We start from the raw sequence: 14,029 nt of genomic DNA on the forward strand, positions 1-14,029 counted from the left end.
ACCCAAGGCTTTGACGCCGGTGACGTCACCCGTCCCCCAACAGCCGTGCCAGAGGCGGCGGTTCGCGTCACATGTGAGGCGTGAGCCGGACCACGAGGCGGCCATCAGGAGAGAAAAATCCACTTCCAAACCCCCCGAACAAGGCGGAATTTCCTGCTCCGAAGCCTCGGCGAACAGCCGCACAGCAAGATCATCTTGGTTCAACTTTGTAAGACATCGCGGCAATTGTCCTGATCGTAGCCAACCACCTTCCCTCGATTTCCAGGGCTCACCGGTCGGCGGATAGGGAGGACTCGTCACATCAACCCCCTTCGCCCCGGAGGATTCTCATGCCCCGGCTCACCCGCCGCCGCGCCCTCGCGGCAGGCGCCGCCGTCGCCGCCACCGCCGGACTCCCCGCCCCGTCGGCCGCGGCCACGGGCCACAGCCGCGAAGACAGGCACAGCCACAGCCACGGCCACAGCGCGCCGGAAGCCTTCGACGAGGTCTATCTGGGCCGTCGGATACAGGGCCGCCCCTTGGCCGGCGGCCACCACCACGGTGCGGGATACGGCGTGTTCGTCGACGGGGTCGAGCTGCACGTGATGCGCAACGCGGACGGGAGCTGGATCAGCGTGGTCAGCCACTACGACCCGGTGCCGAGCCCGCGTGCCGCCGCACGCGCGGCCGTGGTCGAACTGCGGGGCGCCCCGCTCGTCCCCCTCACCTGACCGCCTGCACCAAGTACCTTTTGGAGCTCCCGCACATGACCGTACGCAAGAACCAGGCGACCCTCACGGCCGAAGAGAAGCGGCGGCTGGTCGCCGCGCTCGTGGAACTCAAGCGCAGCGGCCGCTACGACGCCTTCGTCACCACCCACAACGCCTTCATCATGGGCGACACCGACACAGGGGCGCGCACGGGGCACCGCTCGCCGTCCTTCCTGCCCTGGCACCGCAGATTCCTGATCGAGTTCGAGCGGGCGCTCCAATCCGTCGACTCCTCCGTCGCCCTGCCGTACTGGGACTGGACCGCCGACCGCTCGCCGCGCGCCTCGCTGTGGGCACCGGACTTCCTCGGCGGCACCGGGCGCACCCTGGACGGACGGGTGATGGACGGGCCGTTCGCCGCGTCCACCGCCAACTGGAAGATCACGGTGCGCGTGGACGGGCGCACATATCTGCGGCGCTCGCTCGGCGGTGGCGGACGCGACCTGCCGACCCGGGCCGAGGTCGACTCCGTGCTCGCGATGTCCACGTACGACATGGCGCCCTGGAACAGCGCGTCGGACGGCTTCCGCAACCATCTCGAGGGATGGCGGGGCGTCAACCTGCACAACCGCGTCCATGTGTGGGTGGGCGGTCAGATGGCCACCGGGGTCTCCCCCAACGACCCCGTCTTCTGGCTGCACCACGCCTACGTCGACAAGCTGTGGGCCGAGTGGCAGCGCCGCCACCCCGGCTCCGGCTACCTTCCCACGGGCGGCACACCGGACGTCGTCGACCTGGAGGAGCCGATGAGGCCGTGGAACGACCTGCGCCCCGCCGACCTGCTGGACCACAGGGCGTACTACACGTTCGACACGGACTGATGATCGGGACTCGGACGTCCGCCGCCGACTGACGGCTGGGGCCCGGGCAGCGGACAGCCGGCTTTCACCGCGTTGTGACAGGGATTCCGGGGCGCTCAGTGCGAGGACGACGCCCAGGGCCCGACGCCGCCGATGCGCTCGATCGTGTAGCGCACGATGTACCCGGGTCCCTTGGGTGCCGGGAACTCGGCGTCCGGGGCCATGTAGACCTTGGCGAGGCGGTTGAGCAGGTCCCAGGCGCCGTCGCTCGGCTCCACCGCGGCCCGCGCCCGCAGCACGGCGTACTCGTTCAGGAATGCCCCGGGCACGCGTGGGGCGTCGAAGGACAGCACGACCCGCGGGTCCCGCTCGATGTTGCGCAGCTTCACGTGCCGCGCCATATGGCCGCTGACGACATCGTCGCCGTCCAGTCCGATCCAGATGACGGTGACCTGAGGGCTCCCGTCCGGGTTGATGGTGCTCAGATGCGTCATGGGGCCGGACTCGATCAGCTCCCGCAGCTCATCCGGCAGACGGCTGTTCCCGTTCATGACTCAGGAACGTACCGCTGCGCGCGCGAGGGCGCCCCGGAGCCACGGAAAAGTCGTCTCAGGTGTCGTCGGCCGTACGGCACTCCGGGTGACCCCAGCCCTGGGCGTTCTTGGCGATGGGCTCGCCCGCCGCGTACGGGCGGCCGCAGACGCAGCGGCCCGGGAACTTCGCCTTGATCGTGCGCGAGGTGGTCCGCTTCCGCGCGGGCGCGCCACGGCGGGCGGGGGCGGCGGTGGCCGGCTCGGGCGACGGCGGCGGCTCCGGGGAGCCGTGTGCGCTGCCCGCCGGTTTCTGCACGGTGGCCGCCTGGCTGGCGGCGCGGTCCGCGAAGTCGTTGAGGCGGTCCCCGCCGACCTGGTGGGCGGGCACGTAGCGGAACTCCACCTCGCGGCCCGCGAGCAGCTCGTCGATGCGCACGACCAGTGCCTGGTTGGCGACGGGCTTGCCGGCGGCGGTCTTCCAGCCGTTGCGCTTCCAGCCGGGCAGCCAGGTGGTGACCGCCTTCATCGCGTACTGGGAGTCCATGCGGATCTCCAGCGCGACGCCCGGGTCCACCGCGCTCAACAGCCGTTCCAGCGCTGTGAGTTCGGCGACGTTGTTGGTCGCGGTGCCCAGCGGGCCGGCCTCCCAGCGGCTCGGGATCTCGTCGAGGTCGGCGACGACCCAGGCCCATCCGGCGGGTCCCGGGTTTCCCTTCGAAGCCCCGTCGCAGGCGGCCACAACACGTTCAGGCATGCCCCTGATCATGCCACGCCCCGGCCGCCGCCCCGGTCCCGGGCCGGGCACGGCCGGGCCCCCGCACTGTCCGGAAGGCGCAGACCGATGCTGCGACGCCCGGGCCGTCCGGGCACGGGGGCCGTGCCGCGCGCCGGACCGTCGGCGTGGCGACACTGGAAGGAGGCAGTCGTGGACGGGACGGGGCACGTGATGCGCGCATGGGTGGTGGACCGGCCGGGGCCCGTCGAGCGGGAGCCGCTCGCTCTCGTGGAGCGGCCGGTCCCGGTGCCTGGCCCCGGTGAGCTGCTGGTGCACGTGCGGGCGTGCGGTGTGTGCCGTACGGATCTGCACGTGGCTGAGGGTGACCTGCCGGTGCGGCGGCCGGGGGTGACGCCCGGGCACGAGGTGGTGGGCGTGGTGGCCGGGATCGGCGGGGGCGTGAGCGGGTGGGCGAGCGGCGACCGGGTGGGCGTGGCGTGGCTGCGCCGCACGGACGGCACGTGCCGGTACTGCGTGCGCGGCGCCGAGAACCTCTGCCCGGCCTCCGAGTACACCGGCTGGGATGCCGACGGCGGCTACGCCGAGTACACCACCGTCCCGGCGGCCTTCGCCTACCGGCTGCCGGAGGAGGTGGACGACGTGGCCACGGCGCCGCTGCTGTGCGCGGGCATCATCGGCTACAGGGCGCTGCTGCGGACGTCCCTGCCGCCGGGCGGGCGCCTCGGGCTGTACGGGTTCGGCGGCAGCGCGCACCTGTGTGCGCAGGTCGCGCTGGCGCAGGGGGCCACGGTGCATGTGCTGACCCGGGACGAGGCCTCGCGGGGGCTGGCGCTCGAGCTCGGATGTGCGTCAGCGGGCGGCGCCTACGACGCGCCGCCGGAGCCGCTGGACGGGGCGATCCTGTTCGCGCCGGCCGGTGATCTCGTCCCGGTGGCGCTGCGGGCGCTGGAGAGAGGCGGGGTGCTGGCGGTCGCGGGCATCCATCTGAGCGACGTCCCGGCGCTGCGGTACGAGAGCGAGCTGTTCTACGAGAAGGAGTTGCGCAGCGTCACCTCGAACACACGCGAGAACGGCCGGGACTTCCTGGACCTCGCCGCCAGCTACGGCGTACGGGCGACCACGCACCCGTACCCGCTGTCCGAGGCGCGGCGGGCGCTCGGCGACCTGAAGGCCGGGCGCTTCGACGGGGCGGCCGTGCTGGTGAACGACCTGTGAGTGTCAGCCGGTGGGCAGGTGCATCAGACGGGTGATGGTGCGCAGAACACCGTTCTCGGTGTTGGGGGGCGCGAGGTAGCGGGCGCGGCGGACCACGTCCGGGTGGGCGTTGGTCATGGCGAAGGACCACTCCGCGGCGTCGAGCATCTCCAGGTCGTTGAGGTAGTCGCCGAACACCAGCGTCTGCGCGGGTGTGATGCCGAGGTCGCGCTGGAGCCTGCGCAGGGCGGCGCCCTTGTTGGCGGTGCGGTTCATGATGTCGACCCAGTGCTCGCCCGAGACGACGACCTGGTGGGTGGCCGTGAGCGGCTCCAGGGCGGGGGCGGTGGTGCGCTCGACGGGGCCGAAGTCGAAGAGGGCCACCTTGAGGAACTCGTCCTCCACGGTGGTGAGGTCGTCGACGGGCTTCAGCAGGGCGTAGTACCTGCTCGCCTCGGCCATGAAGGCGTCGTCCGTGCGCTCGACGTAGGCGGAGTTCTTCCCGCACAGGACCGCTCCGACGTCCACGCCGTCGGCCGCGAGCCGCCGTGCGGTCCCGATGACGCGGGCGGCCACCGCGGGATCGAGGGGGTCGGAGCTGAGTTCGACGCCGTCGCGGACGACGTACGTGCCGTTCTCGGCGACGAACACCATGCCGTCGGCGGCGTCGGCGAACTGGCGGGCGAGCGTGGCGTACTGGCGGCCGCTGGCGGGGCTGAACAGCACACCGCGGCGGCGCAGCTCGGCGAGGAGGGGCCACAGACCGTCGGGGATGCGTCCGCTGCCGTCGAGGAGCGTGCCGTCCATGTCGGTCACGACGAGCCGGATGTCGACGGGGTCGCTCGGCAGCTCGGGGGCGGTGAGGAGGCAAGCGGGCGTGGCGGACATGTCCTGCTTTCTGTGTGAGGCCGAAGGAGGGGACTCGGCCGGGGTCTGCTGTCCTCGGCGCCATTGCCTCGTCGGCACCCGATGATAGTCGGCGCTCTTCTTCGAGGTGGTCGAGGGTGCTCCAGGGGGCCGGGAGCCCGATGCGACCTCGGCCGGGATACCGAACGGGCCAGGCTCTAGGCTCGGGCGCGCAGGACGTCCCTCTCACACGGCTTCACACGACCGCCGTTTTTCCGGAAGACTTCTGCAAAGTTTCGAGAGTGCGTCCCGGAGCAACGGAGGTGGGGCAAGTGGCAGCGCACGAGGCCGACGCGGAGGAGGCACACGAGGAGCGCGGCAAGGTCACGATCACGGAGATCGCCCGGCAGGCGGGCGTCTCGGTGCCCACCGTGTCCCGTGTCGTCAACGGACGCTCCGACGTGGCCCCGGGGACCCGTGCCCGGGTCGAGGACCTGCTGCGCCGGCACGGCTACCGCAAGCGCGCCTCGGCTGCCGGCACCCGCGCCGCCCTGCTCGACCTGGTCTTCAACGACCTCGACAGCCCCTGGGCGGTGGAGATCATCCGGGGGGTCGAGGAGGTGGCCCACGCCGCCGGGGTGGGCACGGTGGTGTCGGCGATCCACGGGCGCTCCGGCGACGCCCGGGAGTGGATGCAGAACCTGCGGGCGCGGGCCTCCGACGGGGTCATCCTCGTCACCTCGGTGCTCGAGCCGGTCCTGCACGAGGAGCTGCGCATCCTGGGCGTGCCGATCGTGGTCGTGGACCCGGCCGGCTCCCCCGCCCTGGACGCGCCCACCATCGGCGCGGCCAACTGGTCGGGCGGCATGGCGGCCACCGAGCATCTGCTGAGCCTCGGGCACCGCCGCATCGGACTGGTCGCGGGCCCGCCCCGGCTGCTGTGCTCGCGGGCCCGGCTGGACGGCTACCGGGCGGCGCTGGAGGGCGCCGGGATCGCCGTGGACGAGTCCCTCATCGTGCCCGGCGACTTCTACCACGAGTCCGGGTTCACCGGCTGCAACACCCTTCTCGACCTGCCCGGGCCGCCGACCGCGATCTTCGCGGCGAGCGACCAGATGGCGCTGGGCGTGATCGAGGCGCTGCGGCGGCGCGGGCTGCGGGTGCCGGAGGACATGAGCGTGGTGGGTTTCGACGACCTTCCGGAAGTCCGCTGGTCGGCTCCGCCGCTGACCACCGTGCGCCAGCCGCTGGCGGAGATGGGCAAGTTGGCCGTGCGTACGGTGCTGCGGCTGGCCCGCGACGAGCAGCCGGACTCGCCGCGCGTGGAGCTGGGCACGGAACTGGTGGTGCGGGCCAGCACGGCGCCGCCGCGGAAGGTGGGCTGACACGTGTGGCCCGGCGGTGCGGACACCGCCGGGCCACGGCGCGGTACGCCCCTATTTCCCTCCCAGCTCCTCCCGGAGCGCGAAGTACGCCGGCTTGGGCCGCAGTTGCTCGTCCCACGGCAGGGCGGCCCCCTCGCCGGGGAAGAACGCCGGGATCCACGAGTACTTGTCCGTGTAGTCCCACACCGTGATCCCGACGCAGCGGCGCACCGCCAGGCACGCCTTGGTCAGGTCGCGGTACCAGTTCGCCTGCTGGGCCAGCTTCTCGTCGGTGGCGGGCAGTTGCATACGGACGTCGACCTCGGTGAGCGCGGTGTCCAGACCGAGCCGCGAGAAGCGGCGAAGGTTGTCCTCCAGCGTGGACGGATAGCCGTACTGCAGGGCGAGATGGGCCTGGAAGCCGATGCCGTCGAGCGGGACGCCCCGCGCCTTGAGGTCCTGGGCGAGCCGGTGGTAGGCGTCGCTCTTCGGGCCGGTGCCCTCGATGTTGTAGTCGTTGAGGTACAGCTTGGCGTGCGGGTCGGCCTGGTGGGCCCAGCGCAGCGCGTCGGCGATGTAGCCGGGCCCGAGCGTCTTGTACCAGATGGTCTCGCGGTAGGTGCCGTCCTCGTTGAACGCCTCGTTGACGACGTCCCAGGAGTAGACCTTGCCGCGGTAGTGCCGTACCTCGGTGGTGATGTGCTTCTTCAGCACGGCGCGCAGTTCGCCGGGCGTCCAGTCGCGCGAGGTGAGCCAGTCCGGCAACTGGCTGTGCCAGACCAGGGTGTGGGCGCGGACACGCTGGTGGTTCCTCCGGGCGAGGTTCACGATCTCGTCGCCCTTGGTCCAGTCGAAGACGCCCTGCTCGGGCTCGGTGGCGTACCACTTCATGCCGTTGCCGGGAGTGATCATGTCGAACTCGCTGCCGAGGAGCGCGGTGTAGGCGCCGTCGGTCAGTTCCGGGTTGTCCGTCGCGCTGCCGAAGTAGCGGCCCTGCCGCTGGGCGAGTTCGGCCAGGGTCGGCGGCTTCTCCTTCGCCTGGGCCGCCGGGCCGGTGGCGAGGCCGACGCCCACCAGGAGCGCGGCGAGGGAGCCGGCCAGTCCGAGCCGGGTGCGGGACGGGGTGGTGGTGCGCATGGTGCGACTCCTCACAGTCAGGTGTGTGCTTGAGCCGTACGTTCGCGGGACGGGTGCCTCATCCCTTGGTGGCGCCAGTGGCGAGGCCGCCGACGAGCTGGCGTTCGGCGACCGCGTAGAAGGCGAGGGCGGGGACCATGGCCAGGACGAGGTACGCGAAGACGCGCGCGGTGTCCGAGGCGTACTGGCCCTGGAACTGCTGGACGCCGACAGGGATGGTCCACCACGTGGGCTCGTTGAAGACGAGCAGCGGCAGCAGGAAGTTGTTCCAGCTGCCGACCACGGCGAGGACGGAGACGGTGCCGAGCGCGGGTCGCGCCATCGGCAGCAGCACCCGCCAGAAGAAGCCGAACGGGCCGCAGCCGTCGAGGGTGGCCGCCTCCTCCAGTTCGCCGGGGATCTCCCGGAAGAAGCCGCGCAGGATGACGATCGTCATCGGCAGTCCGAAGGCCGCCTGCGGGAGGATCACGCCCAGTGGGTTGTCCAGCAGGTCCATGGAGCGCAGCAGCAGGAACAGGGGCAGGACCGCCACCGCGAAGGGGAACATCAGCCCCACCGTGAACAGCGTGAACAGCACCTCGCGACCGCGGAAGGCGAACCGCGCGAAGGAGAAGGCGGCGAGCGCGGAGACCGCGACGACGAGGACGGTCGTCGCCACCGCGATGAACGTACTGCTGCCGACCATCCGCCAGAACGCGCCCGAGCCGAGGATGCCGGTGTAGTTGGACGTCACCCAGGGGGCGGGCAGCCCGATCGGGTTGCGGGAGAGCTGGTCGGTGGACTTGAAGCCGGACAGCAGGGCGTACAGCACGGGCACGGCCATCACCGCGCCGACGACGACCAGCACGGCGTGCACCGGCAGGGTGCGCGCCCGGGTGGCGCCCTTGCGCGGTGGCCGGGTGGTGGAACCGGCCTTGGTCAGCGTCATGCGCCGTCTCCTCGCATCGTGGTGGTGGCTCCCTCCAGGTCTCGGCGGAGGACGAAACGCTGGTAGGCGACGGCGAAGACGAGGCTGATGCCGAACATGACCACGCTGATCGCGCTGGCGTAGCCGACCTGGTACCGCTTGAAGCCGTACTGGAACATGGTCACGGCCATCGTCTCCGAGTGATGGTCGGGGCCGCCCGTGGTGACCACCCACACCAGGTCGAAGAGCTGGATCGAGCCGATGACCGACAAGAACGCGCTGATGCGCAGTGTGGGGGCGAGCAGCGGCAGGGTGACCATGCGGAACCGCTGCCAGGGGCCCGCGCCGTCGATGAGCGCCGCCTCGGTCAACTCGGCCGGGATGGACTGCAGTCCGGCCAGGTAGAGCATCATGTGGAAGCCGAAGTACTTCCAGGTCATGACGAGGAACAGGGTCGCCATGACGGTGGAGGGGTCGGAGAACCACTTCCCGCCGAGGCTGCCGAGGCCGATGTCGCTCAACAGGTGGTCGGCGAGGCCGTCGTCCGGGGCGAAGAGCATGCTGAACAGCACGCCGGTGATGGCCTCGGACAGCACGTAGGGGGCGAAGAACAGCATCCGGTAGACGGCCCGGCCGCGCAGGCTCTGGTTGAGCAGGACGGCCATGGCGAGCGCGAACGGCAGCTGCAGCGCGAGCGACAGGACCACCAGCATCAGGCAGCGCCACAGGTCGCCGAGGAACAACGGGTCCTGGAAGAGCCTGGTGAAGTTGTCGACGCCGACGTAGTCGGAGGGCATGCCGAAGCCGCCCCAGCGGAAGAACGCGGCGTACACGGCGAACAGCAGCGGCAGCAGGACCAGTACGCCGAACAGCACCAGGGCCGGCAGCTGGAAGGAGACCGCGGTGAGCCAGTGCAGCGCGCGCCGCCGGGCCCGCCCGCGGGCCGCGGCGGCGGCCGGGGGCGGGACGACGACACCGGGGCCGGACCGCTTGTCCGGGAGATAGGTGGAGGTCATCGGCGGCTACTGCTCTTCCTTCGCGACCTTGGTGATCGACTGCGCGACCTGTTCGGGCGACTTGGAGCCGGCGATGAGGGCGGCGACGCTGTCGTTGACCTCCTGGCCGACGGCGGGCGCGTAGGCCTGGTCGAGGTAGAGCTGGAAGCCGGTCGCGTTCTTCAACTGCTGGTTCACCGCCTTGAGGTTGGGATCGGCCAGGGCGTCCCCGGCCGCGGTGACCACCGGTATGACCCCGGTCTTGGTGACCAGGGTGCGGTCGGTGGTTGCGGAGGCGAAGAACTTCAGGAAGTCGATCGCGGCCTGTGGGGCGCCCTTGCGCACGGCGTGGCCGCCGCCTCCGCCGAAGACCTCGGTGAGGGAGCCCTTGCCGCCCTCGACCGTGGGGAAGGGGAAGAAGCCGAGATCCTTGCCGATGCCCTTGCCTTCGCTCTTCTCCGTCTGGGGCGCCCACTGGCCCATCAGTTCCATGGCTGCTCTGCCGTTGCCGACGGCCGCGGCCTGGCCGGTGGGGGTGGAGTAGGCGGCGCCCAGGAAGCCCGTCTGGAACGGCTGGAGTTGGACGAGGTCCTTCAGGTGCTGCCCGGCCTCGACGAACCCGGCTCCGGTGAAGTCCTTGCTGTCACTGGCCTTCCGGAGCGCGTCGAGGCCGGCGGTACGCATGGCCAGGTAGGCCCAGTAGTACATGCCGGGCCACTTCTCCTTGCCCGCCAGGGCGATGGGGGTGATGCCGGCGGACTTCAGCTTGCGCACGGCGTCGAGGAAGGCGCTCCACGTGGTCGGCGGCGCGCTGATGCCCGCCCGCTCGAAGAGCGCCTTGTTGTACCAGAAGCCGACCATGCCCATGTCGAACGGGATGCCGTAGGCCTTGTCGTCCAGCAGGTACGGCTGCCGCGCGACCTGCAACAGCGAGCCGCTCCACGCCTTGGTGCCGTCGGTGAGGTCCTCGACCAGTCCGGCGTCGACCTGCTGCTTGAGGACACCGCCGCCCCAGGTGTGGAAGATGTCCGGCAGCTTCCCGGACGCGGTCAGCGCGGTCATCTTCGACTTGTACGCCTCGTTCTCCAGCGCGACGATCTTGATTTTCACCTTGGGGTTCTGCGCCTCGAACTGCCGGGCGAGGGAGGCCCAGACGCCCTTCGCGGGGTCTGTGGTGGTGATGTTCCACCACTCGATCGTGGTCGTCCCCGACGACCCTCCGTCCGAGCCGCCGCCTCCGCAGGCGCTCAGTGCCGTCATTCCGAGACCGGCGGCGGAGGCGGCCAGGAAGCCGCGGCGGGACAGAGCCGGGTCGCCCATCATGAGCTCCTTGGGGTACGGGACGGAACGTCCACATCCGTCCGATGATGTGATCACGACAGCCAGGACTGAAAAGTTTCCGAAACGCTCCGGAAATGGGACTGCTGCCGCACCCTAGAGACAGCCCACGAAACGTGGCAACCCCCTGTACCCCGCGAATTCCCACCCAACTGAGAACGCTCGCCGGAGCGTTGACAGCCCCCTGGGCGCCCCGTAACTTCCGAGCACATCCGTCCGAGAATTTCTGACGGATTCCGGAAACCCCCCTGGGATCAAGGAGTTCCATGGTCCAGCCCTGGCAGGACACGACGCTGCCCGCTCCCGTACGCGCGGCCCATCTGCTGGCCCGGATGACCCTGGAGGAGAGACTGGCCCAGCTGTACAGCGTCTGGCTCGGCACCTCCGCCGACGGCGAGGATGTGGCGCCGCTGCAGCACGAGGTGGCCGAGGACGTTGATCTGGATGCTCTGCTCCCCCATGGACTCGGCCAGCTGACCCGCCCGTTCGGCACCGCCCCGGTGGCGCCGGAGAAGGGTGCCGTGCGTCTGGCGAATCTCCAGCGCAGGGTCGCGGCGGCCAACCGCTTCGGCATCCCCGCGCTGGCCCACGAGGAGTGCCTCACCGGCTTCACCGCCTGGCGCGCCACGGTCTTCCCGACGCCGCTCGCGTGGGGCGCGTGCTTCGATCCGGCGCTCATCGCGGAGATGGCGGCAGGCATCGGCGACGGCATGCGCGAGGCCGGCATCCACCAGGGGCTCGCGCCCGTGCTCGACGTGGTGCGTGATCCCCGCTGGGGCCGTACCGAGGAGTCGATCGGCGAGGACCCGTATCTGGTCGGAACCATCGGCACGGCCTATGTACGCGGCCTGCAGTCGGCCGGTGTCATCGCCACCCTGAAGCACTTCGCGGGCTACTCCGCCTCACGCGGCGCCCGCAACCACGCGCCCGTGTCGATCGGTCCTCGGGAGCTCGCGGACGTGATCCTTCCGCCGTTCGAGATGGCGGTGCGCGACGGCGGGGCACGGTCGGTGATGCCCGCCTACAACGACCTGGACGGGCTGCCCGCCCACGCCCACACCCCTCTGCTGACCGAACTGCTGCGGGAGGCGTGGGGGTTCGAGGGCACGGTCGTCTCCGACTACTTCGGCGTGTCCTTCCTCGAGTCCGCCCATCGCGTGGCGGACTCGCCGGGCGCGGCCGCCGCGCTGGCCCTGACCGCGGGCGTCGACGTGGAACTGCCCGCCGTACGCTGCTTCGGCACCCCCCTGCTCGAGGCGGTCCGCTCCGGAGAGGCGCCGGAGCCGGCGGTCGACCGGGCCGTGCTGCGCGTGCTGACCCAGAAATGCGAACTCGGGCTCCTGGACCCCGACTGGGAGCCGCAGCCGCCGCCGGTCCTCGACCTGGACCCGCCGCGGCTGCGCGAGTTGGCGGCGCGGGTCGCCGAGGAGTCGGTGGTGCTGCTCGCGAACGCCGGCGGTGTGCTGCCGCTCGGCGACGGGGGGCGGATCGCCGTCGTGGGCCCGCTCGCCGACGATCCGGCCGGGATGATGGGTTGCTACGCCTTCCCGCGCCATGTCGGCGTGGAACACCCGGACGTGCCGATGGGGGTGACGGTGCCGACGGTACGGGAGGCGCTGGCGGCCGAGTTCCCGGACGCCCGGCTCGTCGACGACCCCGCCGGGGCGGATCTGTGCGTCGCGGTGCTCGGGGACCGCTCCGGACTGTTCGGGCGCGGCACCTCGGGCGAGGGCTGTGACGCACCCGACCTGCGACTTCCGGACGGTCAGGGCGAGTTGCTCGACGCCCTGCTGGAGGCCGGGACCCCGGTGGTCCTGGTCCTGCTCACGGGGCGGCCCTACGCGCTGGGCCGCTGGGCCGACCGGCTGGCCGCCGTGGTGCAGGCGTTCTTCCCCGGGCAGGAGGGCGGCCGGGCCGTCGCGGGGGTGCTGTCCGGACGGGTCAACCCGTCCGGGCGGCTGCCGGTGAGCGTGCCGCGGGACCCCGGTGGGCAGCCGTGGACGTATCTGACCCCGCCGCTGGGACAGGTGAGTGGTGCCAGTTCCATCGACCCCACGCCGCTGTTCCCGTTCGGGCACGGGCTGTCGTACACGCGGTTCGACTGGGAGGCGCCGCAGGTCGACGATCCGGCTCCGGCCACGGACGGCGAGACGTCGCTGCGGCTCACGGTCCGTAACGCGGGGGACCGGGCCGGCACGGAGGTCGTGCAGATCTATCTGCGCACCCCCGTGGCCCGGGTGGCGCGTCCGGTGACTCGGCTGATCGGTTACGCGCGGGTGCCGCTGCGGCCGCAGGAGTCCGCGGTGGTCCACGTCACGGTCCCGGCCGACGCGGCGGCGTACACGGGCCCCGACGGCTCACGAATCCTCGAGCCGGGGCCCCTGTTCGTCGATCTGGCCACCTCCAGCACGGACACCCGCCACACGGTCGAGCTGACGCTGACGGGCGAGAAGCGGGTGGTCGGGCACGACCGCCGGTTCGGGTGCGAGGTGAGCGTGAAATAGCCGGGCCCTTCCGGCCACTTGGGTGGAACGATGGCCGCGGGGCCACATCGTCGGCAAAAACGGGAGGTGCCCTCGTGAAGTTCGTCCTCGAGGTCGACATGGGCGACAGCGGCTGGGACGGGAACGCCGCCGAGGAGCTGGGGCGGATCCTGCGGTACTGGGGCGGGAACCTGAAGCACTACGGGATGAAGCCCGGAGACGAGTCGTCCGTATACGACTCCGCCTACCGGGAGGTGGGGCGCTGGGCCGTCGAGGCCGAGTGATTCCGGGGGCCGGCCGGCAGCCCCACTCTGTCCGGCCGGCCCCCGGCGGGGGATCGCGTGGCGTGTCGCGACAGGGCTCGCACTCCCCAGTCACGAGCCTTGGATCCATGCTCGCGTCAGTCCGCGCGACCCCGGTCTGTCAGAACTCGAAGACGGCGGTCCCGTACGAGTTCTTCACACACTCGTTGGCGAAGGTGCGCTGGTAGTCGACGCGCTTGCCCTGCCAGACGCCCTGCACGGTGACGACCACCGGGTTGTACAGCTTGGTGCACATGACGCCCTCCTGGTACGGCAGGGCGTCCAAGTCGCCGCCGACGGCGCGTAGTTCGGCGCAGGCATCGGGGGCATCGGGATGACTGCCGGAGGCGGTCGGGGCGCAGTTCAAGGTGACGGCGCGCTCAGGGGTGGCGGTGGCGGCCTGCTGACCGTGGCCCATGGTCAGCACGAGCGCCGACGGGGCGTAGAGGGTCGCGGGGGCGGCGGTCGGGGCGGCGAGCGCGGACCCCGTGAGGGGGCCGCAGACGGCGGTGGCCGTCAGGGTGAGGGTCGCTGCCCAGCGCGCGGTGTTCGGCATTGTGTGCATCCTTCCGCTCGGGTCGGGTCGCCGGCACGGCCCCGATGGAGCCTGTGCCGGAGCCGTCCGGTCGGGTGCCGGTTCGGCGA

14 protein-coding genes are annotated in these 14,029 nt (G+C 71.3%); 6 read left to right on the plus strand and 8 right to left on the minus strand.

What is annotated here, in order from left to right; genetic code table 11:
- Positions 1-329: 329 nt before the first annotated feature.
- Both ACFYZE_RS22800 and ACFYZE_RS22805 read left to right on the plus strand, forming a co-directional pair.
- Positions 330-710: a tyrosinase cofactor gene (locus ACFYZE_RS22800; protein ID WP_388996951.1), complete on the plus strand. Its 381-nt coding sequence runs from the start codon at positions 330-332 to the stop codon at positions 708-710.
- Positions 711-745: 35 nt separating this feature from the next.
- Positions 746-1,570, plus strand: coding sequence for a tyrosinase family protein (locus ACFYZE_RS22805; RefSeq protein ID WP_388996954.1), 825 nt, complete (start codon positions 746-748; stop codon positions 1,568-1,570).
- A gap of 95 nt (positions 1,571-1,665) precedes the next feature.
- On the opposite strand, the gene ACFYZE_RS22810 is transcribed toward ACFYZE_RS22805, so the two are convergent.
- Together ACFYZE_RS22810 and ACFYZE_RS22815 are read right to left on the minus strand one after the other, a co-directional pair.
- Positions 1,666-2,100 carry a PPOX class F420-dependent oxidoreductase gene (locus ACFYZE_RS22810; RefSeq protein ID WP_388996957.1) on the minus strand — a complete coding sequence of 145 codons (435 nt, stop codon included), beginning with the start codon at positions 2,098-2,100 and terminating at the stop codon, positions 1,666-1,668.
- Between the two features lie 58 nt (positions 2,101-2,158).
- Positions 2,159-2,848, minus strand: a complete 690-nt coding sequence (locus ACFYZE_RS22815) for a ribonuclease H (protein WP_388996959.1) — start codon at positions 2,846-2,848, stop codon at positions 2,159-2,161.
- A 180-nt stretch (positions 2,849-3,028) separates the two neighbouring features.
- Here ACFYZE_RS22815 and ACFYZE_RS22820 point away from each other — a divergent pair, with 180 nt between their 5' ends.
- Entirely contained in the window at positions 3,029-4,033 is a 1,005-nt protein-coding gene (locus ACFYZE_RS22820) for a zinc-binding alcohol dehydrogenase family protein (RefSeq protein ID WP_388997275.1), read from the plus strand.
- A gap of 3 nt (positions 4,034-4,036) precedes the next feature.
- Here ACFYZE_RS22820 and ACFYZE_RS22825 read toward each other — a convergent pair whose 3' ends face one another.
- Positions 4,037-4,900, minus strand: a complete 864-nt coding sequence (locus tag ACFYZE_RS22825) for a Cof-type HAD-IIB family hydrolase (protein WP_388996962.1) — start codon at positions 4,898-4,900, stop codon at positions 4,037-4,039.
- A 290-nt stretch (positions 4,901-5,190) separates the two neighbouring features.
- On the opposite strand from ACFYZE_RS22825, the gene ACFYZE_RS22830 reads away from it, so the two are divergent.
- On the plus strand, positions 5,191-6,243 hold the full coding sequence (locus ACFYZE_RS22830) for a LacI family DNA-binding transcriptional regulator (RefSeq protein WP_388996964.1): 1,053 nt from the start codon (positions 5,191-5,193) through the stop codon (positions 6,241-6,243).
- 51 nt (positions 6,244-6,294) lie between these two features.
- Here ACFYZE_RS22830 and ACFYZE_RS22835 read toward each other — a convergent pair whose 3' ends face one another.
- The 4 genes from ACFYZE_RS22835 to ACFYZE_RS22850 are packed head-to-tail and all read right to left on the minus strand — an operon-like array spanning position 6,295 to position 10,581.
- Entirely contained in the window at positions 6,295-7,359 is a 1,065-nt protein-coding gene (locus ACFYZE_RS22835; protein WP_388996967.1) for an endo-1,4-beta-xylanase, read from the minus strand.
- A gap of 58 nt (positions 7,360-7,417) precedes the next feature.
- Positions 7,418-8,287 carry a carbohydrate ABC transporter permease gene (locus ACFYZE_RS22840; protein WP_388996970.1) on the minus strand — a complete coding sequence of 290 codons (870 nt, stop codon included), beginning with the start codon at positions 8,285-8,287 and terminating at the stop codon, positions 7,418-7,420.
- On the minus strand, positions 8,284-9,282 hold the full coding sequence (locus ACFYZE_RS22845; protein ID WP_388996973.1) for a carbohydrate ABC transporter permease: 999 nt from the start codon (positions 9,280-9,282) through the stop codon (positions 8,284-8,286). The genes ACFYZE_RS22840 and ACFYZE_RS22845 overlap by 4 nt, the downstream gene beginning before the upstream one ends.
- A 6-nt stretch (positions 9,283-9,288) precedes the next feature.
- Positions 9,289-10,581 (minus strand): extracellular solute-binding protein, encoded by a 1,293-nt coding sequence (locus ACFYZE_RS22850; RefSeq protein WP_388996975.1) that lies wholly within the window; start codon positions 10,579-10,581, stop codon positions 9,289-9,291.
- Positions 10,582-10,865: 284 nt separating this feature from the next.
- On the opposite strand from ACFYZE_RS22850, the gene ACFYZE_RS22855 reads away from it, so the two are divergent.
- A complete protein-coding gene (locus ACFYZE_RS22855) occupies positions 10,866-13,103 on the plus strand; it encodes a glycoside hydrolase family 3 N-terminal domain-containing protein (protein ID WP_388996978.1) in 2,238 nt (745 codons plus the stop codon).
- A 74-nt stretch (positions 13,104-13,177) separates the two neighbouring features.
- Complete coding sequence (locus tag ACFYZE_RS22860; protein ID WP_388996981.1) at positions 13,178-13,366, plus strand: hypothetical protein; 189 nt, start codon at positions 13,178-13,180, stop codon at positions 13,364-13,366.
- A 139-nt stretch (positions 13,367-13,505) separates the two neighbouring features.
- Here the strand turns inward: ACFYZE_RS22860 and ACFYZE_RS22865 are convergent, their stop codons facing one another.
- Positions 13,506-13,940, minus strand: coding sequence for a protease inhibitor (locus ACFYZE_RS22865; RefSeq protein WP_388996984.1), 435 nt, complete (start codon positions 13,938-13,940; stop codon positions 13,506-13,508).
- Positions 13,941-14,029: the final 89 nt, after the last annotated feature.

The sequence above is a fragment of the Streptomyces sp. NPDC001796 genome (assembly GCF_042892355.1).
Lineage (GTDB): Bacteria > Actinomycetota > Actinomycetes > Streptomycetales > Streptomycetaceae > Streptomyces.